This is a genomic window from Aliiroseovarius halocynthiae (assembly GCF_007004645.1).
Taxonomy (GTDB): domain Bacteria; phylum Pseudomonadota; class Alphaproteobacteria; order Rhodobacterales; family Rhodobacteraceae; genus Aliiroseovarius; species Aliiroseovarius halocynthiae.
The window spans coordinates 1306177-1327921 of sequence record NZ_ML660019.1; the positions used below are offsets into that span (position 1 = coordinate 1306177).

The 21745-nt window shown below is 53.9% G+C and carries 19 protein-coding genes and 2 pseudogenes; 15 read left to right on the plus strand and 6 right to left on the minus strand.

The window, feature by feature from the left end:
* Positions 1-119 precede the first annotated feature (119 nt).
* The 5 genes and pseudogenes from FIL88_RS06500 to FIL88_RS06520 all read left to right on the plus strand — a co-directional run.
* A pseudogene (locus FIL88_RS06500) lies at positions 120-311 on the plus strand (hypothetical protein); the annotation flags it as partial.
* A gap of 84 nt (positions 312-395) precedes the next feature.
* Positions 396-1013, plus strand: coding sequence for an autotransporter domain-containing protein (locus tag FIL88_RS06505; RefSeq protein WP_142852959.1), 618 nt, complete (start codon positions 396-398; stop codon positions 1011-1013).
* 869 nt (positions 1014-1882) lie between these two features.
* Positions 1883-2557, plus strand: coding sequence for an NUDIX hydrolase (locus FIL88_RS06510; protein WP_142852960.1), 675 nt, complete (start codon positions 1883-1885; stop codon positions 2555-2557).
* A 5-nt stretch (positions 2558-2562) separates the two neighbouring features.
* A complete protein-coding gene (locus FIL88_RS06515; RefSeq protein WP_142852961.1) occupies positions 2563-3582 on the plus strand; it encodes an SPFH domain-containing protein in 1020 nt (339 codons plus the stop codon).
* 1 nt (position 3583) lies between these two features.
* The gene (locus FIL88_RS06520; RefSeq protein ID WP_142852962.1) at positions 3584-4477 is read left to right on the plus strand and encodes an NAD(+)/NADH kinase; all 894 of its coding nucleotides are present in this window, start codon (positions 3584-3586) and stop codon (positions 4475-4477) included.
* Positions 4478-5124: 647 nt separating this feature from the next.
* Here the strand turns inward: FIL88_RS06520 and FIL88_RS06525 are convergent.
* The 3 genes from FIL88_RS06525 to FIL88_RS06535 are packed head-to-tail and all read right to left on the minus strand — an operon-like array spanning position 5125 to position 10362.
* Entirely contained in the window at positions 5125-8508 is a 3384-nt protein-coding gene (locus FIL88_RS06525; RefSeq protein WP_142852963.1) for an error-prone DNA polymerase, read from the minus strand.
* Positions 8505-9983, minus strand: coding sequence for a Y-family DNA polymerase (locus tag FIL88_RS06530; RefSeq protein WP_142852964.1), 1479 nt, complete (start codon positions 9981-9983; stop codon positions 8505-8507). Before FIL88_RS06530 ends, FIL88_RS06525 begins: the two co-directional genes overlap by 4 nt.
* Positions 9925-10362, minus strand: a complete 438-nt coding sequence (locus tag FIL88_RS06535) for a hypothetical protein (RefSeq protein WP_322788890.1) — start codon at positions 10360-10362, stop codon at positions 9925-9927. The genes FIL88_RS06530 and FIL88_RS06535 overlap by 59 nt, the downstream gene beginning before the upstream one ends.
* 350 nt (positions 10363-10712) lie before the next feature.
* Between FIL88_RS06535 and FIL88_RS06540 the strand changes: the two genes are divergently transcribed.
* The 6 genes from FIL88_RS06540 to FIL88_RS06565 all read left to right on the plus strand — a co-directional run bounded on the left by FIL88_RS06540 (position 10713) and on the right by FIL88_RS06565 (position 15763).
* Positions 10713-11282 (plus strand): recombinase family protein, encoded by a 570-nt coding sequence (locus FIL88_RS06540; protein ID WP_142852965.1) that lies wholly within the window; start codon positions 10713-10715, stop codon positions 11280-11282.
* A gap of 174 nt (positions 11283-11456) precedes the next feature.
* A complete protein-coding gene (locus tag FIL88_RS06545; protein WP_142852966.1) occupies positions 11457-11699 on the plus strand; it encodes a type II toxin-antitoxin system Phd/YefM family antitoxin in 243 nt (80 codons plus the stop codon).
* 166 nt (positions 11700-11865) lie between these two features.
* Complete coding sequence (locus FIL88_RS06550; RefSeq protein WP_142852967.1) at positions 11866-12087, plus strand: helix-turn-helix domain-containing protein; 222 nt, start codon at positions 11866-11868, stop codon at positions 12085-12087.
* Between the two features lie 168 nt (positions 12088-12255).
* Positions 12256-13854 (plus strand): Mu transposase C-terminal domain-containing protein, encoded by a 1599-nt coding sequence (locus FIL88_RS06555; protein WP_142852968.1) that lies wholly within the window; start codon positions 12256-12258, stop codon positions 13852-13854.
* On the plus strand, positions 13851-14720 hold the full coding sequence (locus FIL88_RS06560; RefSeq protein WP_142852969.1) for a TniB family NTP-binding protein: 870 nt from the start codon (positions 13851-13853) through the stop codon (positions 14718-14720). Before FIL88_RS06555 ends, FIL88_RS06560 begins: the two co-directional genes overlap by 4 nt.
* Positions 14717-15763, plus strand: coding sequence for a TniQ family protein (locus FIL88_RS06565; RefSeq protein WP_142852970.1), 1047 nt, complete (start codon positions 14717-14719; stop codon positions 15761-15763). Before FIL88_RS06560 ends, FIL88_RS06565 begins: the two co-directional genes overlap by 4 nt.
* A gap of 91 nt (positions 15764-15854) precedes the next feature.
* Here FIL88_RS06565 and FIL88_RS06570 read toward each other — a convergent pair whose 3' ends face one another.
* On the minus strand, positions 15855-16586 hold the full coding sequence (locus tag FIL88_RS06570) for a hypothetical protein (protein WP_142852971.1): 732 nt from the start codon (positions 16584-16586) through the stop codon (positions 15855-15857).
* 100 nt (positions 16587-16686) lie between these two features.
* Between FIL88_RS06570 and FIL88_RS17015 the strand changes: the two genes are divergently transcribed.
* From FIL88_RS17015 to FIL88_RS16910, 4 genes are all read left to right on the plus strand, one after another.
* On the plus strand, positions 16687-17931 hold the full coding sequence (locus FIL88_RS17015) for a CBASS cGAMP synthase (RefSeq protein ID WP_281281290.1): 1245 nt from the start codon (positions 16687-16689) through the stop codon (positions 17929-17931).
* A gap of 36 nt (positions 17932-17967) precedes the next feature.
* The gene (locus FIL88_RS06580) at positions 17968-19731 is read left to right on the plus strand and encodes a ThiF family adenylyltransferase (RefSeq protein WP_142852973.1); all 1764 of its coding nucleotides are present in this window, start codon (positions 17968-17970) and stop codon (positions 19729-19731) included.
* Positions 19728-20207, plus strand: coding sequence for a Mov34/MPN/PAD-1 family protein (locus FIL88_RS06585; protein WP_142852974.1), 480 nt, complete (start codon positions 19728-19730; stop codon positions 20205-20207). Before FIL88_RS06580 ends, FIL88_RS06585 begins: the two co-directional genes overlap by 4 nt.
* A 373-nt stretch (positions 20208-20580) precedes the next feature.
* Positions 20581-20727: a hypothetical protein gene (locus FIL88_RS16910; RefSeq protein ID WP_246066628.1), complete on the plus strand. Its 147-nt coding sequence runs from the start codon at positions 20581-20583 to the stop codon at positions 20725-20727.
* Positions 20728-20765: 38 nt separating this feature from the next.
* Here the strand turns inward: FIL88_RS16910 and FIL88_RS17100 are convergent.
* Positions 20766-20912, minus strand: a pseudogene (locus FIL88_RS17100) (acyl-CoA dehydrogenase family protein); the annotation flags it as partial.
* Positions 20913-21294: 382 nt separating this feature from the next.
* On the minus strand, positions 21295-21675 hold the full coding sequence (locus FIL88_RS17105; protein ID WP_407642334.1) for a cytochrome P450: 381 nt from the start codon (positions 21673-21675) through the stop codon (positions 21295-21297).
* Positions 21676-21745 lie beyond the last annotated feature (70 nt).

The following is a 21745-nucleotide window of genomic DNA, read 5'->3' on the forward strand; positions in this document are numbered from 1 at the left end:
TGGATTCGCCGCCGCATCTATTTTGGATACGGCGGCGGTCTTAAGAAATTCTGAATGCTGGTGTGTCGTGGATTATGCAGTTTCTGCAGGAGATCGCGTTATCACCTGCCATCCTAGACGATGTTCCTGCACATCGGATTGCGCGCTTGCGCCGCCAAGGCGAGCGATATTTTACCGATGGCCTGTTGGACATCACCAGTGATCGTCGCCTGGCCATTCTCGCCAGCTGCGTCGTGGAATGGTCGGCTGCTATTGCAGACACTGTAGTCGAAACCCATGATCGGATCGTGGGATCGGTTTTTCGGGAGGCCTAGAAAATCTGTGACACGCGTGTCGCCGAGGCGCAATCTGCGATCGCCGCCACGCTGGCTAGGTTCGAGACGTTAGGTTCGACGTTGTTACTGGCCAAAGGTGATGAGGCGGCCATCGCTGGTGCCTTTGCGCGCAAGACCTTTGAAAATGACGTCTGGCTCGATTTTGGCCTCACATTAGGAAAATATAGTGGGAATAGCGTTCAATCGGTTAACCACAATTTGGCGGCCAACGGGCTCGCAACATTAAACACCAGTTACAACACGACGTTCCGCGCTCCAGAGGTTGGGGTTGGCCGATCGTTTGAACTCGGACCCTATAAAATGCATCCGTCTCTAAAATTACGATACACTGAACAAAGAACACGAGATGTAGACGCCGTAATCTTGGGGCGGGACATCTCGTTTTCCAACTTCAAAACAACAACAGAAGAAGCGATCGCCGGCCTCACAATCCAGCGCAGCGTGGAGGATTGGGACTTGAGCGCAGGAATGTCGCTGACATGGCGCAATACAAATTCTGATCTGGCCACAGCCGAAGGTGCGCGCGTTCGGTCGACCGACACAATCGGAACGCTCAAACTCGGTGCGCTCTATCATGCGACTGATAAAATCAACCTAAATGGATTTATCGAGGTAGGTCACGGCTCAAAAGATTTTCGGTCCGTTTCTGGCGGCTTATCGGTGTCAATGGAGTTCTAGACAGTCAATTGGCCGCAGTCTTATCGATAGATTGTTGCCGCATCAGTTCGGTCGGACATGCATTTGAGCAATGCCATTTGAGTGGTCCATTTCGGGGATATTTTCCGAGATGGGCCTAGACACCATTCTGGCCGAAGCTGGCACGATAGTGGATGATGGACCGAAATCAGTTTCTCTTGCGATGGCGCTATAAGCTTCCAAGTATTCTACCCCGCCAATGCATACAGGTGTCTATCTACTCAGCCTGCATATTATAACCCCGATTACTCGAGTGGAATTCGTAAGATTGGGGATCAGGAGGCGATTAACACGTACTGCATAAAATTGAACGGTCATTTATTATATGGGTGTGGTGCTGGTTACTTCCTGCCTAAAGTCAGCATCCTTCAGGCAAATCTAGAGGATTGAGTAACCGAAGATTTCTGATTCACCGAAGCCATTAAGGAACGAATTTGAACAAGAAATCCGGAACATCGGAGAAGGTTGCTGACTAATTGATCTGAGGCTTCATGCGCAAAGCGTTAAATCACAGAGATTATTTCGCGATTTGTCATAAAGCAGCCATCTGTTTCGGCGACGCGAAAGGTCGCGAAGGCCGCATTGCCGTCATTGGATTCCAAAAGACGCTGCGCACCCAGCTAATGGCTGCTTTGAGGGATCGCACTGCAGCAATGGCATGTAATGTTCAAGGTCGGCTTTGGGCCGTCCTCATCGAGGCGTAGGCAACAGTTTTGGTTGACCAATCGCCAACGCCGAAAGTCGCGACGCACCTGCTCTTCGAAGCTGCTAAATAACTGATTTCTTCAAAAATGGGTTGACGCACACACACCTTATACATAAATAGGTTATAACTTAATTGGATATTAGATATGACCAACCTTGATAAATACACAAAACCCAGTGTCGCAGTCGACCTCGCGATCATGACTGTGATTGACGGAGACTTGCACGTTTTGTTGGTGAATCGTCCCGAAGATGACGTTGCCGGTTGGGCGATGCCCGGTGGTTTTGTTCATATTGATGAAGCGCCAGAAGACAGCGTTGAACGTGTGCTGAGCGAAAAGGTTGGCGCCAAACCGGTCCACTTTGAACAGCTTGCCACTTACGGCGCGCTTGGGCGCGACCCGCGTGGTCGCGTGGTCAGCATCGTATATCTCGCGCTTTGCCCACCTGAGGTGTTGCGAGACGCCGATCTTGCAAAGGTCGTTATCGATTGGGAAGGCGAGATCGGCGGCCCAGCGGTTGCGCAGATGAACGGTGCGCGTTTGCCGCTTGCCTTTGATCACGCCGCCATCCTTGGTGATGTGGTCAAGCGGCTGCGCGGCAAACTGGATTATTCGCCCATCGCATTTGCGCTGCTGCCTGACCGCTTCACTCTGCGTGAAGTTCAGGAAGTCCACGAAGCGATTTTGGGCAAGCCCCTGAACAAACCCCCGTTCCGGCGTAAATTGCTGGATCGCGGCATGATCGTCCCAACCGGCGAGTTTGAGACCGGCAGCGCATATCGACCTGCCAAACTGTTTGAAGTCAAGTCAAAGGAGTAAGGACCATGGCACAGATCAAACGCTACGTTTTCGCCAACCAGCTGCGCGCAGAGGCGTCACAGCACATTCAATACTTCCGCAAAGGGACACTCAAGAAATCCGGCAAAGGTCTGTCGTTCTGGTTTGACCCCAATGGCGCGTCACTGACTGAAATCCCGATGAACGACCGCGAGCTGATCTTTATGATCAAAGGTCAGTCGTCCGACTATCAGGATTTGGCCGTCCAAGGGTCCGTCATTTGGCGGGTTGGCGATGCGGACAAGATCGCGTCTCGCGTGGATTTTGGCATCGACATCAACAAAGGCGGTCGCTTGGGCAAACCAGAGGAACAGATCAAGTCAGTTCTGACTGGGTTGGTTCGTGAATTTGCCGACGCGTACCTGAAAGACAAAGGCGTGCGTGATCTGCTTGAAGCCGGCCTGTCCCCAGTTCAAGCCGCGATTGCCGCAGGGTTTGAGGCTGATCCGACTTTGGACGGGATGGGCTTGGAGGTGGTGAGCATTCGTGTGTCTGCCTTGTCCCCAAGTTCAGAGCTGTACCGCGCCTTGCAGGCTCCAACTTTTGAAAGCTTGCAGCAAAAGGCGGATGAGGCGACTTTCTCGCGTCGTGCGTTGGCTGTGGATAAGGAGCGGGCGATTGCCGAAAACGAGCTGCGAAACCAGATTGAGCTGGCGTCCCGCCGCAAAGATCTGATTGCGCGCGAAGACGCAAACGCACGCTCTGAGGCCGAAGCGAAAGCCGGTGCAAAGCGCATCATGGTTGAAGCTGACAGCGCGGCCAAAATCGTTGGGGCCGAAGCCGAAGCCAAGCGTATCCGTGCGGTCGAACAGGCCGCCGCCGATATGGAGAAGGCCCGCATGGACGCCATCGCATCGGTTCCCCCTGCGGTCATGTTCGCCCTTGCCGCACAAGAGTTCGCGGGCAAGCTGGAAAAGATTGATAGCTTGACCGTTAGCCCTGACATGCTGTCCGGGATCGTTCAGCAGGCCAAAGTATTGATGGCCCCACAAATGATGGAGAAGTAAGATGAGCAGCCTGAACCCGCGTGTTGTGCTTGTGTCCAGAGAGACAGAATATGCCGCTTTGTTGGCCAAGCACGGCACACGGGGGCAAGCTGAATTCTTTCTGTCCACCCGTGGTCAAAAGATCGCCGAATTGGAGGTCCGCGATACGTTGCAATCCCGCGCCCTGACAGCAGCCAAAGACGCCGTGCCTGCCGATTGGTCCTTTGTTCATGTGGCCCGCGAGGATTTGAACCGCTTTTTGTTTAGCCCAGAGGACATAATCGTGCCCATCGGCCAAGACGGGCTTGTTGCGAACATTGCCAAATATCTGAATGGTCAGCCGGTGATTGGAGTCTCGCCTGATCCGGCTTCATCCGAGGGCGTGTTGACCCGTCACAGCATTGATCGTTTGCCGGGATTGCTGAAATCAGCCGCGCACGCGGATGTCGACATCCAAGCCCGTGCGATGGTGGAAGCCAAAGCAGGCGAAGGTCTGTCATTGCTGGCCTTGAATGAATTGTTCATCGGTCATCGCTCCCACCAGTCCGCACGCTATATTGTGCAATCTGGTGGAGCAGAGGAATTTCAGTCTTCAAGCGGGATGATCGTTGCCACCGGTACCGGCCTGACAGGCTGGGCCAAGTCAATCATGACCGCCACCCATCGTCCGTTTGAAATTGCCCCGGAAGAAAACCGTGCTGCGTTCTTTGCCCGCGAACCTTGGCCCAGTCGGACCAGCGGCTGCGAAATTGCTGCGGGTGAGATCAATGGTGACGCGCAACTGTCGATGCTGTCGCGCATCAATGAAGGCGGCGTGATCTTTGCCGATGGGATCGAACAAGATTTTCTGCCTTTCGATTGGGGCGTCCAAGCACAGATCACAATGGCGGAAAACCGACTGTCATTGGTGGTTTGAAAGGGCTCGTTTCAATTCATTTTTTCAATGTCTGCAGTGAACTTCAAATGCAGGACTTTAGCAGCGAATTGATGTAAAGCTCAGCAGACTGTGAGTTCCGCTAGTTCGGGATTTTGCTGCTGCAGCGAATGGCCGCTCTGACGGGCCGCACCGCAGCATGCCGAGCCGTGAGTGAATGTCTCTTATGGGCCGCAAGCGATCAGGGCAGGGCACCTATTCGCCCAACAATGTTTAGCAAATGATCTTACGCCGTGAAACTAGTAGTTTGAGAGCCGTGTCTGCTTTCGGATGTGCTCAATGCGTGTCGCAGTCGACAACCGTATTGTGCATGGTGCGACAAGTTTGATAAGCCTAAATCAGCCAAATCCATTAAAATAGGTAAAAATCTTAAGTCGTTGAATTCTAGGGATGACGGGTCTCATTAGTTCGGTCTCATTATTTACGTACTCCGACAGGGGTTGTCGGATCACCTAATTAGTGAGACTTCGGATGCAACGAAATCAAGTACTTAGGAATCCTATTTTTTGAGATTCAAGCACCTGTTTTTTCAATCTGAATATATCGAGAAGCAACCAGTCGTTTAACGCGCAAAGAATGACAGTTCTGAGCCCTTCGTGCCCAGTGCAGCCGATTCATGAGTGCCTACTCTAGTGAAAATCTCTACTTGGAAACAAACGCTTCGCCTGATCGCGTGGATGCATGGCACGGGAGGGATAACGCGATTGCTTGAGAGTATCATCAGCCCGCGGACCTTCGGTGGTCAGGGCTTCTGGCTCTGGGTGGCCCAGTTCGAAGAGCTTATGTGACATATCCTGAATGTCCTGTGCGATCAGATGCACAACGATGCCTTCACGTTGCAGGTAGCCTGTGACGCGCAGCAATCGCCCGCCCATGACTATACGCCGGAAGCGTTCATAGACATTGCGCCAAACGACCACATTGCTGACGCCTGTTTCATCCTCAAGCGTCAGGAAGATCACGCCAGAGGCCGTGCCTGGGCGCTGTCTGGTAATGACGAGGCCGCAGACGCTGTAGCGCCCCAGAGCAACATTTTGCAAAGCCGCATGTGTGACGAGGCCGGGAAGCGCAGGGCGCAGCAGCTCCATCGGGTGAGCACGCAGGGTCAGGCGGGTGGAGACGTAATCTTCGACCACCTCTTCACCCAATTGCATATTGGGCAATATAACGGTTGGCTCGTGTACGATTTCCCCATCAATCGGATCGTTGAACAGGGGCAGGGGGCTGGGGCTTTTGATTGCCTTGACCTGCCACAGTGCGTCACGTCGGGTCAGCCCCATATCCGAAAACGCATCGGCCTCGGCCAGCCGTGTCAACACATCCGGGCGCAGACCCGCGCGCAGCCACAAGGCCTGCGGGTCCTGATAGCCATTGCCACGCGCAGCAACGATCCACCCCGCGTCCTCTTCCTTGAACCCTTTGATTTGCCGAAAGCCCAATCGCAGCGCTAAAGCGCCATCGGGCCGCCGTTCCAGCGTGTTGTCCCAGCTTGAATGGTTGACGCAGATCGGGCGGGTTTCCACCCCATGTTCGCGCACATCGCGGACAATCTGGGCTGGTGCGTAAAACCCCATTGGCTGAGAGTTCAGCAGCGCACAGGCAAAGATCGCCGGGTGGTGGCATTTCAGCCAGGCCGAGACATAGGCCAGCATGGCAAAGGCCGCCGCGTGGCTTTCGGGGAAACCGTAATCGGCAAAGCCCTCGATCTGGCCAAAGCAACGCTCTGCCACCTCTTGCGAGTAGCCGTTGTTCAGCATCCCGGCGATAAATTTGTCGCGGTATTTTCCAATTGTGCCCATCCGGCGGAAGGACGCCAGAGAGCGGCGTAGATGGTCAGCCTCTTCGGGCGTGAAGCCCGCGCCGACCTCAGCAATTCTCAGGGCCTGCTCTTGAAAGAGCGGCACACCCAGTGTGCGTTTGGTCACTTCCTCCAGAGCGGGACCGAAGGGTTCTGCCTTTTCCTGCCCGTTCCGCCGCCGGATATAGGGCTGCACCATGTCACCCTGAATGGGACCTGGGCGCACGATGGCGACCTCGATCACCAGATCGTAAAACTCACGGGGGCGCATACGGGGCAGAAAATTCATCTGCGCGCGGCTTTCCACCTGAAACACTCCTATCGCATCAGCCCGGCACAGCATGTCATAGGTGGGTGTGTCGCCTTGGGGCACCGAGGCGATGCTGTGGCTGATATTGTCGTGTTTCTGCATCAGCGCAAAGGCCTTGCGAATGCAGCTGAGCATGCCCAGCCCCAGCACATCCACCTTGAGGATGCCCAGAGCGTCAATGTCGTCTTTGTCCCAGCAAATCACGGTGCGATCTTCCATGGCCGCATTTTCGATTGGGGCCAGTTCATCCAGCCGCCCACGGGTGATCACAAAGCCGCCCACATGCTGTGACAGATGACGCGGGAAGCCGATGACCTCGCCAATCAGGCACAGGGTTTGCATCAAGCGGCGGTCATTTGGATCAAGGCCAAGCTCGCGGATGCGTTCCAGATCAACGCCACCATTGCTCATGCCCCATATCTGGCTGGACAACCCGGCGGTCACGTCCTGACTAAGCCCCATGACCTTGCCCACCTCGCGGATGGCTGCACGGGTGCGGAAATGAATGACCGTTGCGCAAAGCCCGGCGCGATGGCGGCCGTATTTTTCATAGATCCACTGGATCACCTCTTCGCGCCGTTCGTGTTCAAAATCGACATCAATATCCGGCGGTTCACCGCGATGCTTGGACACGAACCGCTCAAAAACCATTGCAATCATGTCGGGGCTGACATCGGTGATGCCCAAGAGATAACAGAGGATGGAATTGGCGGCAGACCCGCGCCCCTGACATAAAATGCCCTTGGATTTTGCGAATTGCACAATGTCATGCACGGTCAGGAAATAGGCCGGGAAGTTCAGTTCCTTGACCACGGCCAGTTCTTTTTCCATCAACTCAATAGCACGGTCAGTCGGCCCATTGGGGTAACGACGTTTCAGCCCCTCTTTTGCCAGCCGTTCCAGCCGTGCCAGCGGGGTTTCCCCTTCGGTTTTCTCATGAGGGTATTCATAGGACAGCTCGCTCAGGTCAAAGCTGCATTTGTCCGCAATTTCCAGGGTCCGGTGCAGCGCTGTCGGATGGTTGCGAAAGACACGCGCCATATCTGCCCCCGCCTTCAGACGACGTTCGCCATTGGGCAGCGCACGGGTGCCGATCTGGTCGATGGTGATATGCTCACGCATACAGGTCAGGACATCGGCCAATTGACGACGACCCGCGCGGTGCAACAGCACATCACCCACAGCCACCATCGGGGCAGACGCCCTTTGCGCAGCTTGCGCACAGGCATTCAGATAGTCTTGGTCGCTGCCGTTATACCGGGGGGCTGCCCCCAGAAAGACGTGACCCGGGAAATGGCAAGCGAGTATTTGAATATCCGCGATGGCCGCGTTCAAGCCTCCTTGCGGCAAGGCAATCATGATCATGCCTTTGCAGGCGGCAACCATATCTTTGGTGTAAAGAGTACAGTGCCCTTTTTCTGCGCGCCGCTTGCCTAAGGTCAGCAGGCGCGTCAGCCGTTTATAAGCGGCCCGGTCACGTGGCAGAGCAACCCAATCCACTGAACTATCCTGCAAAATCAACCGGCACCCTACAATGAGCTTGGGCAAAATTATCGTATCAGGCTTGGTGAGGGGAACGCCCTGATCGCAGGCCTGCCGGGACGAGCTGTCCATACGCTGCTGAGATCGTATCGTTACAGCATCCTGCGTTTCACGTTTCAGTTCCTTCAACGCAGACCAGGCCCGCACCACACCAGCCAAAGAATTGCAGTCTGTAATGGCAATGGCCGCAAGGCCCAGCTCGGCCGCCCGCACCACCAATTCTTCGGGATGCGATGCCCCAGTCAGAAAGGTGAAGTTTGTGGTGACACAAAGTTCGGCATAATCCTGCCCCCGCATCCGGGCGTCCAACATATCCCGTCTGAATGCTTCCACTGGGCGGTGGGTGCGATTGACCTCAATCATGCGAATTCCCCCTGCACAAACCAGCCGGGGTTTTGCGGCGTATAGAATAGCCACAACCTGCGTCCCTCACGTGTTTCCACCCGCCAGTAATCCCGCAGGCCTGAACGCCAGTTGTCATCTTGCAGCCACCATTCGGGGGCGATGCGCTCGGGTCCGGTTGTGCGGCCTGTGGTGAGCGACATCCGACGCCAGCGAAAGCGCCTAGGGGGACGCGCGCCTGTTGCGGCGATGGGCTCTGGGGGGAACAGAGTGATTGGCCGCGAGTGTGTACTGACCCAGCCACCTGCCGGGTCAGAATAGGCCGCGGGTGCAATGATAAAACTGCGCTCGGGAATATGGCTGTCAGCGGGTAGGAACCGCTGGATGTTTTCCAATCCGATCCGCGTGCCAAGACGCGAGATAAGATCCTCCAATTTGCCTTGTTCGCCAGCCGAAACATGGCTGATCTGCTGCACTGGCAGGGCCTCTACCTGTGTGGCTTCCAACCGTAGCTGATCAATGCCAAAGCCGGCATCAACCTCGCCCAACCCTCGCTCAAAGAGCGGCAGGATACGCTGCGGGTCGCGCAGAGGGCGTGCCAAACGCAGTTCAACCTGCTGCTGGCCTTGATCCACCCGGCGCAGTGACATGCACAGGTTTCGCGCGCCCATTTCCTGCGCTTTCAACTTCGCACAAAGCTGAACAAGCAGTCGCTCGGCCCCGGCCATCACGTCCGACAGCAGACCGATTGGTTCTGGCAGGGTCATACGCACCGCATAATGGGGTGGGTCAGCATAGGGGGAAATCTCTTCGGGCCGTGCGCCCAAAGCCTGATCCAATCGCAGCAAAAGACCGGGGCCAAACCGGCGGGTCAGCGGCGCACGCGCGGCCCTTGCCAAGTCGCCGATGCTGCGCAATCCTAGGCGTTGTAACGCAATTGATATGCTGTCTTCGATCCGCAAAGCCGCAACTGGCAGGGCAGCCAGAGTGGCCAGCGCCTCGCCGCTGGGGGCAACACCTTCGCCATAATGCGCCAAGGCCCAGGCCGCCCCTCGCGTATCTGCCAGACCGATCTGTGTCGAAATCCCGGCGCGCATCAGGCGCAGGCGCATGTCGGTCAGCATGGCCGCCTCTCCGCCAAACAGATGCGCCGAACCGGTGATATCCATCACCAGCCCATTCTTACCCTCAAGCCCAACCCACGGGCAGTACCGCGTCGCCCAGCGACGGAGCGTGTGCAAAAACCGCTGGTCCTGCTCAGGCTGCGCCACCCAGCTTTGCAGGTGTGGACAAAAGGCACGGGCATCCGCATAGGGCATACCCTGGTGCAGGCCGTGTTGTGTAGCGGCGGCATTCAGGCAGTAAATGCGGTTGGCGTTTCGCTGTTTCAACGTCAGGACAAATGGTCCCTCGATTGGGTGCTGGCGTAAAACCCGGTCACTCGCGAGCCGGGGGAACCATAATGATACGACGCGACGCTGTATCCCATCGAACATGCCAGACACCCAATGTTCCTGATTTGTTCTTTATAAGATCCCACTTCTGCAAAGTCGAGTCTTTGGGGTCGAACATAGGGGTGCAGCGCCAACGCGTTTCCGCCGCATTGCTGCCCATGCCTTCGGGAATAATTGCCAGTCCGGTTGATTGACCATCCCGTGCTGCAAGCTGTAACCGCCGCCCCTCGGTCAGCCCGATGGGCTTATTTAATTGCATTACAACCAAAGAAATCGCACCCGACCGCAAGGCCTCTTCGGCAACTGCAAGCGTTTCGGATTGATTTCCTGTGTTGCAGACTGTTAGTGCCGCAGGCTCTAGGAAATCGGCAAATCCGGTAGGATTGATTTGCGTGTTATCCCAGTTTTCGCGAACCCACATAGTGTTGCTACCCAATCGCGCTGCGAGCGCAAAGGCGAACACATATGCGCCCGCCCCACACACCTCATGTGTGCGGGATGTGGCAGGGGGGAAAAATGGAACCTCGGCATTTAGCATGGGCAGAATGTAGCGAGAAGTACGGGCACCAAACAATACCGGACCTTGGTATGACCGCAGCGAATTCATCCTTTGTCTGGCGTCTTACCAATTCAGGCGAGGTGCAGCAAACGGCCGGTCTCGCGCAAAGTGAGGCGAAAAGGACCCTTTTTGCGGCACTTTTTGCGTACCCGACAAGTCATTGATTCCAATTGCGCTGGACTGCTGCAAAAACCCTATGCAAAAATAGATACATGAAAATTGGCTATGCACGAGTGTCAACGGAGGAACAGAACCTTGATCTACAAATCGAGGCGCTGACCGAAGCCGGGTGTGACCGGATCATAACCGACCAGGCGCAGAGCGGCGCGACGGCGGCGGAAAGTCGCGAAGGTTTTGCCGAGGCTATGGAGTTGTTGGGCAATGGTGATCTTCTCATTGTGTGGAAACTTGACAGGGTAGGGCGGTCCATTGCTGACCTCATACACCTTCTAAAGCTCTTCGGGGATCGAGGGATCGAGTTCCGTAGCCTGACGGACGGGATCGACACGACGACCGCGGGCGGGCGGTTGGTTTTCCACATTATGGGGGCCCTGGCCGAGTTCGAGCGGGATTTGATACAGGAGCGGACCAAGGCCGGGCTTCAAGCAGCAAAGAAGCGTGGCAAGCGGCTTGGGCGACCAGCAGCGCTTACGCCTGCACAGATTGCTCATGCAAAGAAGGCAATCGAGGCAAAACGCGAGACCGTTTCTGGAATGGCGGAGATCCTTGGTGTGAACCGTAGCACCCTTCAACGTGCCATGAATCGGTACGCTTTGAGCTAGAGCTGCGAGAGCCGGATTTACTATTGTCCTTCCCGGACAATGTTCCAGCAAATCATAACGATGTTTAGGGTAGAGTTAAATGTTGTTGCACTTTGGGTATTTAGCTATTTTAGCTAAATTATCCTGCCGCCTGTTTTACTAGACCGGTGAGCTCAAACGGGAAGAAGAAGTACCATGCGACAGTTTTCCGCCACAGATCTTGCCAATAAGACCGGAGATGTTCTGGCCCTCGCCGCACAACAGCCTGTTGTCATCACGCGCCATGGCAAGCCGCGCTTCGTTGTTCTGTCCACGGAAGAATTTGAAGCCTTGCGTCAATGCAAAGATAGCCAAACTGCGCACCATATAGATGATCTGAATGATGCCGAAGCCATCCGTCTTGCGGGTGAACTACAGGCCAGCATCGACAACGACTAAGAGCAAATTTCACCTCTGCGCGCCGACGGCGATGTATTTGAATGGTGGAGACAACGCCGGCGAGGTTTCTCGGCATGTGCAATATAGTAATATTGCAATAATAACAATTGGTTGACTCGAATCCTCTGGAAGCTTTCACTCTGAATATAAGCTTCCAGAGTTCAAGATGACCAACGCATATTCCAAGCTGAAAGCAGATCTGAAATCTGCCGGTGTTACGCTCAGATCCATCGCGCGTGATGTGGGAGTGTCGCACACGGCCGTCACGGATGTAGCCCGAGGAGCCAGACGTTCAAAGCGTATAGAGCAGGCCATTGCCGATAGTTTGAACACGACCCCTGAATTGCTTTGGTCTGATCGCTATGGGCAAGAGGGAGGTGCGACATGAACTGGCCCTAGAAAAGCAAAAACCTATGTGCTCCAACACATAGGCTTTCACATGGTCGAGTGACTATTCGTACCAGTCACCTCGATCATCTCCAATCAAATCTCAAAGTCAAGGCTGTCACTCGATTTTTCGAGCCTGTTGACGTGCCTTGCTGTCAAGGAGACGATCATGTCGAAGAACGACATTGCGCGCGATGAGCGCGAGTGGGAAAGGGCGTTTGCGCTTCGTAAAGACCTGGCCCCATACATTCACACCGGTTTTCAATCAAATGCGGCCGTGCAGAGTATTTGCAGAGCCTATAAATTCTCAAGAGCCACCGCATACAGATTACTCAAACGACTACAATCTGATGACCGGGCGGCTGCATTGCGGCGCATAAAACCCGGACCAAAAAACATGAGCACCAAGCTCAGTGTGCAGCAAGAAAGTATTGTTGATAAGCACCTTCGCAAAGAATTTCTCACCCGAAACAAAATCTCCCCGGCCAATGCGTTGGCAGGCGTTAACCGTGAGCTTAGAGAGCTTGGCTGCCCGGAAATTTCAAAAACTGCTTTGATCAACAGGATTAATGCGATCCCGGACAGGGTGCTTAAACTGAAACGTCATGGCGGGAAAGCGGCTCGGCAAGCCTACCAGATCATCCGCGGCAGATATGTTGTGAGAGAACCACTCGCTGTTGTTCAGATTGATCACTCTGAACTGGACGTGATGGTTGTTGATCCAGACACAGGCGAATGTATCGGACGGCCATATTTGACGGTTCTTCTGGATATCGCCACGGCGATGCCAACGGGAATTTACCTCTCGATGGAGGCGCCATCGGCCATCAATCTCATGACAGCCTTTCATCGTTCGGTTTTTCCTAAGTCGGAATACCTCGCCGAAATGGGTATTCCGTATCACTGGCCAGTTTATGGGCTGCCACGCGTGATCAGCAGCGACAACGGGGCCGATCTCAAGTCAAAAGCCTTTAACTGGGGGCTGGAACAGTATGGCGTTGAGCACATTTTCCGCCCTGTAGCACAGCCGCATCTGGGCGGGCATGTCGAGCGATTTATCGGAACGATCCAAGCCTTCGTTCAAACCCTTCCCGGAACCACATTCTCAAACATCGAAAAGAAGGGAACCTATCAACCGGAAAAGCAAGCAGCACTCACCTTGCGCGATGTTGAAAGGTTCCTGCTCGAATTTATTCTTCGGGATTATGTTCACGACAGGAAGCGCCGGTTGCTGACTTCCCCAATCAACGCCTGGAATGTCAGCTGGCGAGAAAGCAAGTCATGTCCGCATTTGCCGATGGATCCAGAACGTTTCCGGCTGGATTTTCTGCCGTTTGAAAAACGCAACATCCAGCGTGAAGGCCTAGAATTGTTCGGGATGTTTTACCGTTCAGAACACCTTCAGAAGATGAAAAACTGCGGCATTCAGAATGTCACCATTAAATATGATCCAACCGACATCCGAACAGTTCACTTCAGCGCTGACAACGAAACGTACTATGAGGCGCGGGGGGAACATTTTCCACGCAACCCATTGTCGGTCGACGACTATCAAGAGCTGCGAAAAAAACGCGAAGAGCGGCTGAATGCATCACTGAGCGCTCCAAACCCCGCCGATGCGCATGATTTAAGAAAACAGATATTGGCTGATGCACGCAAACGTAAAAAAGCTGTAGGCCGAATTGGAACAGGTTCCCTAGCGCAAGGTCGTGACATTCGCGATCTTGCCGGGCTTCGAGAATTTTCCAAACGGGGGGATTTTTCATGAGTAGGAATCCCGCGCAGCAGTTTCCCGATATGTCGAAGGCATCGGTTCCGGAGCGCATTCACTATATCCGTGAAGGTACCTATTTCGATACATCGGCAAGACGTGCGCTTCGAAACAGTCTCGACGAATTGGTTCGAACGCCGTCTGATTGCGATAACAAGCTTATGTTTATAACCGCGCCAGCAGGGATGGGCGTCACGCGCATTCTAGACGAGTTTGCAGCCCAACACCCTAAGACGACCTGCGGGCGAAGTGGAAAACAAATAGTCCCTGTCGTGAATGAACTCATCCATCCGAGTGGTGACATCATCGACTATTGCGACGCTCTCCGCGTCGATCTTGCCATCCCGGGTTATGGCCCCCTCGTTCGTCAAGTTTCATACTCGAAAACCCTCGAACTTCTCGGGCATTTGCACACTCGCATCGTGATCCTGGAAGATTTTCACCAGACCGATAGCTTCCAGAAACATCAACGGGTCTCGTATCAAAACTACGTCCACTATCTGATTTCGAAATACGATATCCGGGTTGTCCTGACAGGTGCCCCACGCATTTGGAGGTGGGCAATGGAAGATGAGCAGACCCTTGGCCGATCTCTCCACCTTCAGTATCGGGCATGGACGCCCCATGAGGACGATTTCATTGAGTTCCTTGAAGGGTTTGAGCGATGGTGCCCGATCAGCAACAAGGGAGCGTTGACCAGCGACCCAAAGCTAAGAAAGGCCATCATAACCAAAACGCATGGCATCTGCAGAACCGTGATGCAGGTTCTCACAGGCTTTGCGATCTATGCCATCGTTTCCGACAGTGAGCGTCTGGACCTCGATACCTGGTTACATTACCGCGATCAGGACCAGCCTTTGTGAAGGTCACGCCTTATGACATGGAAAGCCTGATGTCATTTGTAGGTCGAGCCGCCGCCATGAACTCAATGGATGTCCGTTCATACCTTCGAACTCTATTCGAGACTGATGACTACATGAACCCGGTTCCATTGCCTGAAGATCTGGATTCATTGGAAAAGGGGGACTTCCTCGCTGGCCTTAACGATGCGCTGGACCCCGAAAAACGCAGGCTGGAGCTGCTTACGCTTCCATCCACCAAGCCCGGTGTTCATACAAAGTGGTTGAGGCGGGCAGGGGGCATCAAAATGGATGGTGACCGCTTCCGCGGGACGCCATCATTTGCATGGTGTCCTCGCTGCCTGCTCGTGGACCAACTCAACGGCCACGATCAGTTCCTGCGCTTGTCATGGCGCCTCATTACACGGACATTTTGTTGGAAGCATAGAAGGCCGCTCACAACGCATTGTCTGGCCTGCAATGATCGACAAGCAGAAACAGCATTTGTCTTCAACGGCGACAATGTCGTGCTCACATGTGGTGCATGCGGTTCTCCCTACGGGACACAGCTTGGATTGCCTGACATGTCGTCCGCCACCACGATACAGTTGCGTGACAACAAAAATGTGCAGTTTGCGTGGAATGGTGCGATCCAATTGGAAATGGCACTCGAAAAGAGTCTGAGCGAGCATTCAAAAACCGTGAATAATCGAGAACTTCGGAACTTTATTTTGGCATTCGCGAATATCCTGATGAAAGCAAATCCTCACAGCCGCGCTCCGATCGATCTGTTTTCCAGCGTCGCATTTCCGGCGCGACCAAATTCGCGCAACATCACATCACTGGACCGACCATATCGCGCGTCATCCATCGCTGTACGTCGTAAAACGCATGGGCTTATGGCTGCCATTCTGAAGCGCCGTATGAACCTGTTTTCAATCAAAGGCGTGCATGAAAAACGATGGGGTAGGGACCCCACACTACCAGAGCTCCGCGCCGAACTCGAACCCGAACAAAACGCGGAACTTGATCGACTGCTGCTGATGTTCCCAGCCAGCTGGGTATGAGGCATGGGCGGAAAGCGGTCATTCGCTGCAAAAACATCAGGTCAATGCCTTGATTGAGAAAGCAGACGTTGATCGATGTGTTATTGCCCAGTTACTTGTTTGTCCGTTTCATCGTGATTAGGCCAGCAGCGTTCAGTCCATGGTTCCATGACCGGTTTTGCCAGTATTGTCCCTGAAGTTCAGTCGCGTCCTCGCTCACGATGAGTACAGCAGAGCCGTGGAACTTCGGCTGGTCAGTAACTGCAAGGCGCCGAGTGTTATCTTGCTTGTTGGTCTGCTCATAAATCCACGCAATAGACTTCTTCCCACTGTCGGACTTGAAGAATTCGACAGAAATCGTTTCGGAACTCAGCAAGGGTGTCTTGTCATTGGGCAGGAATACCACGTCTGTCCGAAACCACGATTGCTTGATCTTCACGTCAAAACTTGCGTCGAGCAGATTGGGAAGATCGTTGGTGAAAGGATCGAAAGTGATCTCTTTACTCGTGGCGGCCGTCTTCAGGTGTTCCACAATTGGCCAATTGGATTGGATCGTCACAACCCAATCGCCGTTCAGGTCAGGAAAGTAGCGATTTGCTAGCCATGGACCCGCCAAAGGCAGCTTCCAAAGTAGGCGCCAGCCAGGCGCGACGATGAATAGCGCAATACTTCCCCAGATAACACCTGCGACGAATCTAGAAGTCAGAAGGTTGGCAACTGGCGATCCCAGAACAGGCACGTTGGCAGCAAGCCATGTCTCAATCCAGCCCACGGCAAGCGGTGAAGCCAAAGCCAAATAGACCGTCAAGGTGATCCAGAACGAAAGGGAAACAAACTTTGCCATGCAGCTCAACCTTTGGTATTGAAGACTCGACACGATGCCCCCAAGTATATGGGTAATCAGCGTCATAACCACAAGATACGACCTCAGAAGGGACAGTTTAATGCCAGTTAACGCACATAAAGCCTTCGTGTCCCGGCCCTCGGGTTACAAGTTCGCATTGAACCTTTCAGAGGAGCAGGAACAGACACTGCGAAACGCGCGGGATGACATTCGCAGCGAAATCTCCTCTCAGTTTGGGTCATTTGCTAAGGCTCTGGGTGATCAGGCTCTCTTCGAAGATCAAGCGCCAGTAATTGTGCGGAGCTACCAGACACCGAAGTTCAAGATGCAGGGCAGCTTCTCATACCACACGTGCAACCAACCTGCGCATGTGCCGCCTCAGGAGATTGACTTGGACGATGGGCTATTCATGCCCGTTTCCTATTTTCAAAAGGGCGGAGACAGATCCCCTGTGATCCAAAGTGCAGCCTACTTTTCCATTATCGAACGCATCCTAGCGCCACTTTGCGACAAGAAGGGTTGGCAACTCGTAACGGACAAGCCTTCGTGCATCCGAGTCAAGATTGACAACACCATGCACACTGACCTCGCGCTTTACTCGGTGCCTGATACGGATTTTCAGCGCATCGTGAAAGATGCCCAAAGTCGTGGTGTAGACTTCACAGCCGAACTGATGATGGAAGATACCGCGTATCGAATGTTGTCTCACGACGAGATGATGCTCGCGCACCGCAACGATGGGTGGATGAAATCTGACCCGCGAAAACTCGAAGACTGGTTTGTCGAAGCCGTGAAACAATACGGCGAACAGGTTCGAACCGTCAGCCGCTATCTTAAGGGCTGGAAAGACTTCCAATGGCCCGAAGGAAGGTTGGCATCGATTGCACTCATGGCCGCAGTCGTGTCGGTCTTTGAGAAGGCGTCAGCAGAAATTGCTAGCGACAGGGACGATCTGGCGTTGTTGCGCGTCGCGGAAGACTTGCCCGACTTTCTCGCCAATGACATTCCAAACCCTGTCGTAGAAGGCGCGCGCTTGGATCAGGGTTGGTCACCTGAGGAACGCAGCGATTTCGTTGCGAAGGCCAGAGTACTTGCTGAGCGTCTGAAAAACGCGCTGACACAGACGTCAGACCGCGTGGCAGCTTTCGAAGCCCTACAAAACCAATTTGGCGGGCGTATCCCAGACGATCTTACCCTCTATGTGCCCGACGCTGGCCTTGAGACAAAGGCAAGCGAGTTGGCTGCGCCCGCTGCCCTTACTTTGGGGATGGTGGACAAGGTCGAGGCAGAACAAAGCAATGACCTCGCCGCAGTGAACAAGCAGGGCGGAGGCCGATACGGGTAATCGGCGTTGACTGGGTCGTCTGAAACTACCGACCTCATGATAGCTGAGTTATCCCGCTGGGTGCTCGCTCAATGTCCGAATGCGCGAGACCTTACGCGGGATGAATTGTCTCGATACCAGGCCAAGCACCCAATCCACGGATGGGTTGTTCCTTTTGAGTACCAAGCTGACCGCTTTGATCTGCAAGTGGTGCTCTTGCAGGATTTCCCGTGGGAAAAGCCGCGCGTATACTGCACTGAAAAGTTTCAATTCATGCAGTTTCCGCACGTCGAAAAAGATGGTGCATTTTGCCTTTACCCACCGGGGACAGAGCACAATCCTTTGAACCCCAAAGGGTTAATTTGGGACGCTATCAAAGAGGCTACTCGATTGATCGTCGCTTCATACGACGACGCGTTCATCAGTGATTTCGCGGACGAGTTCGATTCTTATTGGAGCAAAACAGAGGGGGGCAGAAACATTGTCAGCCTGCTGTCGCCCGGCGGTAACTCTCGTAGAGTATCCTTGTGGCGCAGCATAGCGGACTACCATCTAGCGGATGACGACGCAGCTTTGGAGAATTGGCTTCGCAACCGATTTCCGGGGAACAAGAAGAACTACAGCTTCACTACCGCAGTGCACATCGTCCTTAAAAGGCCTATTCTGCCTTCGGAATACCCGAAGTCGGGTGCGGAGATTCTACGCTTTTTGCAGGAGCTGGCACCAGAATCCATAAAGCTGCTGGAAGACGCTGCTGTAACCGTTGATGACAAGGTCACCGTTTCTTTCGAGGGGCGCACGGATGATGGGCCGGTTTTTTTCGCCGTCGAAGTTATGCCTCCCGTCAAACAGGGTATGAAAACCGGGCGACGCCCAGACATGGTGCAGAAGGGCTTTCGGCCTGGAAAAGTACCGATCCATATCCGAATGAAGCGGCTGTTCGGGGGGAACAAGGTTGAGCGCCACGAGACTATGCGCGCGGACCCATCGTGGATACATGGGCGTGACACCCCTGCAGTCGCCCCTTTGTTTAACAAGCGTGTTCTGATGATCGGCGCAGGGTCATTGGGAAGCGAGGTTGCTCTGCTTCTTGCCAAGACGGGTGTTGGCTCGATCACATTGGTCGACCCGGAACTTCTGGACTACCCCAATGTTGGGCGTCATATGCTCGGGGTCACGCAAGTCAGGAGATTTAAAGCCAAGTCACTGGCAGAAAAACTGGCTGGTGACTTCCCGCATATGCGCTCGATCAAGTATTTTGCCGAGGACTGGCAATCGCTCTACGGCAAACGTCCTGAGGTTTTCCATAACACCGATTTGATAGTGTCCACGGTTGGCAGTTGGGTGGCTGAAGGCATGCTCAACCAAGTGGCTAGGAACGAAGCGGATTTCCCCCCTGCGATCTATGGGTGGGCAGAACCTTTTTCTGTGGCGGGACACGCCGTATTGATCGGCTCCAATGGCCCATGTCTTGCCTGCGGAATGGACAAGCTCGGGACAGCACTACAAACAGTTTGTGAGTGGGACACCGAAACGACGCGCAAACAGCCCCATTGTGGGGCCAGTTTTCAACCATATGGTCCCGTATCGCTGTCGGGTGTGGCGGCCTTGGTGGCGAAGGCCACAACGGAAGCGCTTCTTGGTGAGGTGCAGCCCGGCACTGAGGCGGTTTACTGGGCTTCGAAAGAAGAAATCGCCGGGCAAGGTGGGTGCTTCACCTTGGACTTCTTGAATTGCTTTTCCGACGTTCCTGAATTCGGCGGAAGGAGGAAATTTCAGTGGAGGCAAAAGGGAGATTGTGTTTTTTGCGGAGAGGCATGAGTGTTCGCTACCCCATTGGAGAAAGTGGGCAATTTCTGATTCTAGAACAGAATGTTCTCGATCACTTTGTTAAATGGCGACAGTTAGACCCGAAAATGCCTGAAGCTGGTGGGCAGCTATTTGGTGCGGTCGAAGGTCAATGCATCCAAGTCAAGCTGGCAACCGGTCCGAGGCGTTCCGACCGACGAGGACGCTTCATTTTTATCGCGGACCGTCTTGCAGAACGTCGGGAGATCAGCACGTTACACAAATCTGGACTGCACTACTTCGGAGATTGGCACACTCACCCGCAATCCATTCCCACACCCTCTGGAACTGACACTTCATCAATGGCTGACCTGTTCGCTCGCTCAAAGCATGATTTGAACGCATTTGCGATGGTGATCGTCGGAACAGCCGGGCCTCCAACGGGTTTGCATGTTTCACTTCACAGTGCCAGCGCATGGTCGAGACTTGAGGCTGATGTTGTAGTCTAACATCCAATGGTCGCAAACAAGAATGTCCGAAATGGGCCGTAAATGCATGGGGTAGGGTTGTCGATTATCTAGCAATCTCCAAAGGAACATCAGGTGCCAGCAACCAGGCAACGCGAAAGCCGTTTAGGCGCTCCTAATATTCATGACAGTTCCAATCCTGGGGGAGAACGCTGTACGGTGTGTTGGTGCCAACTTGGAGTTTCTGGAGCCGTGAAAATCGCAGAAAGTTAGAAAATCTTATGCCTATGATTTCCTGAGAAGACGAATCTCATTAATTCGGTCTCATTAATTACGTACTCCGACAGGGGTAAGGTTGTATCCTGAAGAGTCGTATAATCCATATTATGTAAAGAGACGAGCTAGGCTCGGACGTATGTCGGATCAGACTGGCGAGGTCCCGGCCGATGGCGTCGCGCAAAATTTCGCTGGCTCCGCCCCAAATGGACTGGGGGTTGCGCTGTCCAGCATGTCCTGTGTTGTGGTTGCACCTGAGGGGCCGGTGATGACGGCAGCACCGTGATACTGTACGCCAGCGGCGGCAGCTTTGCGCAGGATTTCGGTGGTGCGAAGTTTGGCGATACAGGACGCTTTGGGATCTGGTTTTCCGGCATCTGCATCCTGGATACAGCCGTCGACAAAGGCCCGATTGACAGCACTTTCACTGTAAAGATCAGACAGTGTAAAGCGCGTATTCTGAAACGAGATTACCGAGCCGTCCGGCGTTTACCGCTCGCCGAAATCGACAATCAGATCCAGTAGAATGCGTTCGTAAAATGCCTGAGCATAGATCGCCAGCGCCAGCCGTTCGATACCCAGAAATGTCATCAGATAGGTAAAGCCTGTCCCCTTGGACCCAGCAGATTGCCGGGCGGAACCTTGCAATTGTCAAATGTGATTTTACCGGTATTCAGCCCCCCGATTTTCGCCAGGATTTCCGTTGGATGCCGGGGGTGTTCGCATCAACTAACACCAGACTGATCGCAGGTGACGCAGACTGGCCCTGATCGCCCTGGCGCGCTGCAATGATGAAAAAGTCGGCCACCGCGCAACCGGTCAATAAGCGAATTAAATGCGTGACAAAACATGGTCAGGACTCGCGGGTTTGTAATCTGTGCGCAGCGCTAAATTTGACTATTTCGCACGGTTCCAACACAATTCTAAACATCTGTTTCAGATCACCGGATCGCGTGTCCGGGTCTTTGGTCAGCGCCAGGCTCTGGCAAATGGTGGATAGGGCAAAGGTCAGTTGTTGGTTCACCACAATTGATCCCGGGCATATGCGCCCGCCCGCGCCAAAGGGCAAATACGCATCACGCCCTGCCCCCTGCCAGTTCAAAAAGCGGATCGGATTATCCCAATGCGCTGGGTTCAGATGCACCAGAAGTAGCTTAACCGTACAACAAATCAGAAGCAGATCAGAAACAATCGTTTTTATTGGTTTTGTGGCCTTGGGAGGTGACAAGTCCAAAATGATTGCACTGTTTCATAAGTTATTCAATTCTCTCGACATCATCCACAATAATGTCGATAACACGACA

Excerpts from the sequence above, each read along its gene's own strand:
- FIL88_RS06515 (WP_142852961.1), top strand. The coding sequence starts at position 2,563 with ATGGCACAGATCAAACGCTACGTTTTCGCCAACCAGCTGCGCGCAGAG.
- FIL88_RS06530 (WP_142852964.1), bottom strand. The coding sequence starts at position 9,983 with ATGTTCGATGGGATACAGCGTCGCGTCGTATCATTATGGTTCCCCCGG.
- FIL88_RS06570 (WP_142852971.1), bottom strand. The coding sequence starts at position 16,586 with ATGGCAAAGTTTGTTTCCCTTTCGTTCTGGATCACCTTGACGGTCTAT.
- FIL88_RS06545 (WP_142852966.1), top strand. The coding sequence starts at position 11,457 with ATGCGACAGTTTTCCGCCACAGATCTTGCCAATAAGACCGGAGATGTT.
- FIL88_RS06510 (WP_142852960.1), top strand. The coding sequence starts at position 1,883 with ATGACCAACCTTGATAAATACACAAAACCCAGTGTCGCAGTCGACCTC.
- FIL88_RS06520 (WP_142852962.1), top strand. The coding sequence starts at position 3,584 with ATGAGCAGCCTGAACCCGCGTGTTGTGCTTGTGTCCAGAGAGACAGAA.
- FIL88_RS06540 (WP_142852965.1), top strand. The coding sequence starts at position 10,713 with ATGAAAATTGGCTATGCACGAGTGTCAACGGAGGAACAGAACCTTGAT.
- FIL88_RS06555 (WP_142852968.1), top strand. The coding sequence starts at position 12,256 with ATGTCGAAGAACGACATTGCGCGCGATGAGCGCGAGTGGGAAAGGGCG.
- FIL88_RS06535 (WP_322788890.1), bottom strand. The coding sequence starts at position 10,362 with ATGTGGGTTCGCGAAAACTGGGATAACACGCAAATCAATCCTACCGGA.
- FIL88_RS06580 (WP_142852973.1), top strand. The coding sequence starts at position 17,968 with ATGATAGCTGAGTTATCCCGCTGGGTGCTCGCTCAATGTCCGAATGCG.
- FIL88_RS16910 (WP_246066628.1), top strand. The coding sequence starts at position 20,581 with ATGTCGGATCAGACTGGCGAGGTCCCGGCCGATGGCGTCGCGCAAAAT.
- FIL88_RS17015 (WP_281281290.1), top strand. The coding sequence starts at position 16,687 with ATGCCAGTTAACGCACATAAAGCCTTCGTGTCCCGGCCCTCGGGTTAC.
- FIL88_RS06525 (WP_142852963.1), bottom strand. The coding sequence starts at position 8,508 with ATGATTGAGGTCAATCGCACCCACCGCCCAGTGGAAGCATTCAGACGG.
- FIL88_RS06585 (WP_142852974.1), top strand. The coding sequence starts at position 19,728 with ATGAGTGTTCGCTACCCCATTGGAGAAAGTGGGCAATTTCTGATTCTA.
- FIL88_RS06560 (WP_142852969.1), top strand. The coding sequence starts at position 13,851 with ATGAGTAGGAATCCCGCGCAGCAGTTTCCCGATATGTCGAAGGCATCG.
- FIL88_RS06550 (WP_142852967.1), top strand. The coding sequence starts at position 11,866 with ATGACCAACGCATATTCCAAGCTGAAAGCAGATCTGAAATCTGCCGGT.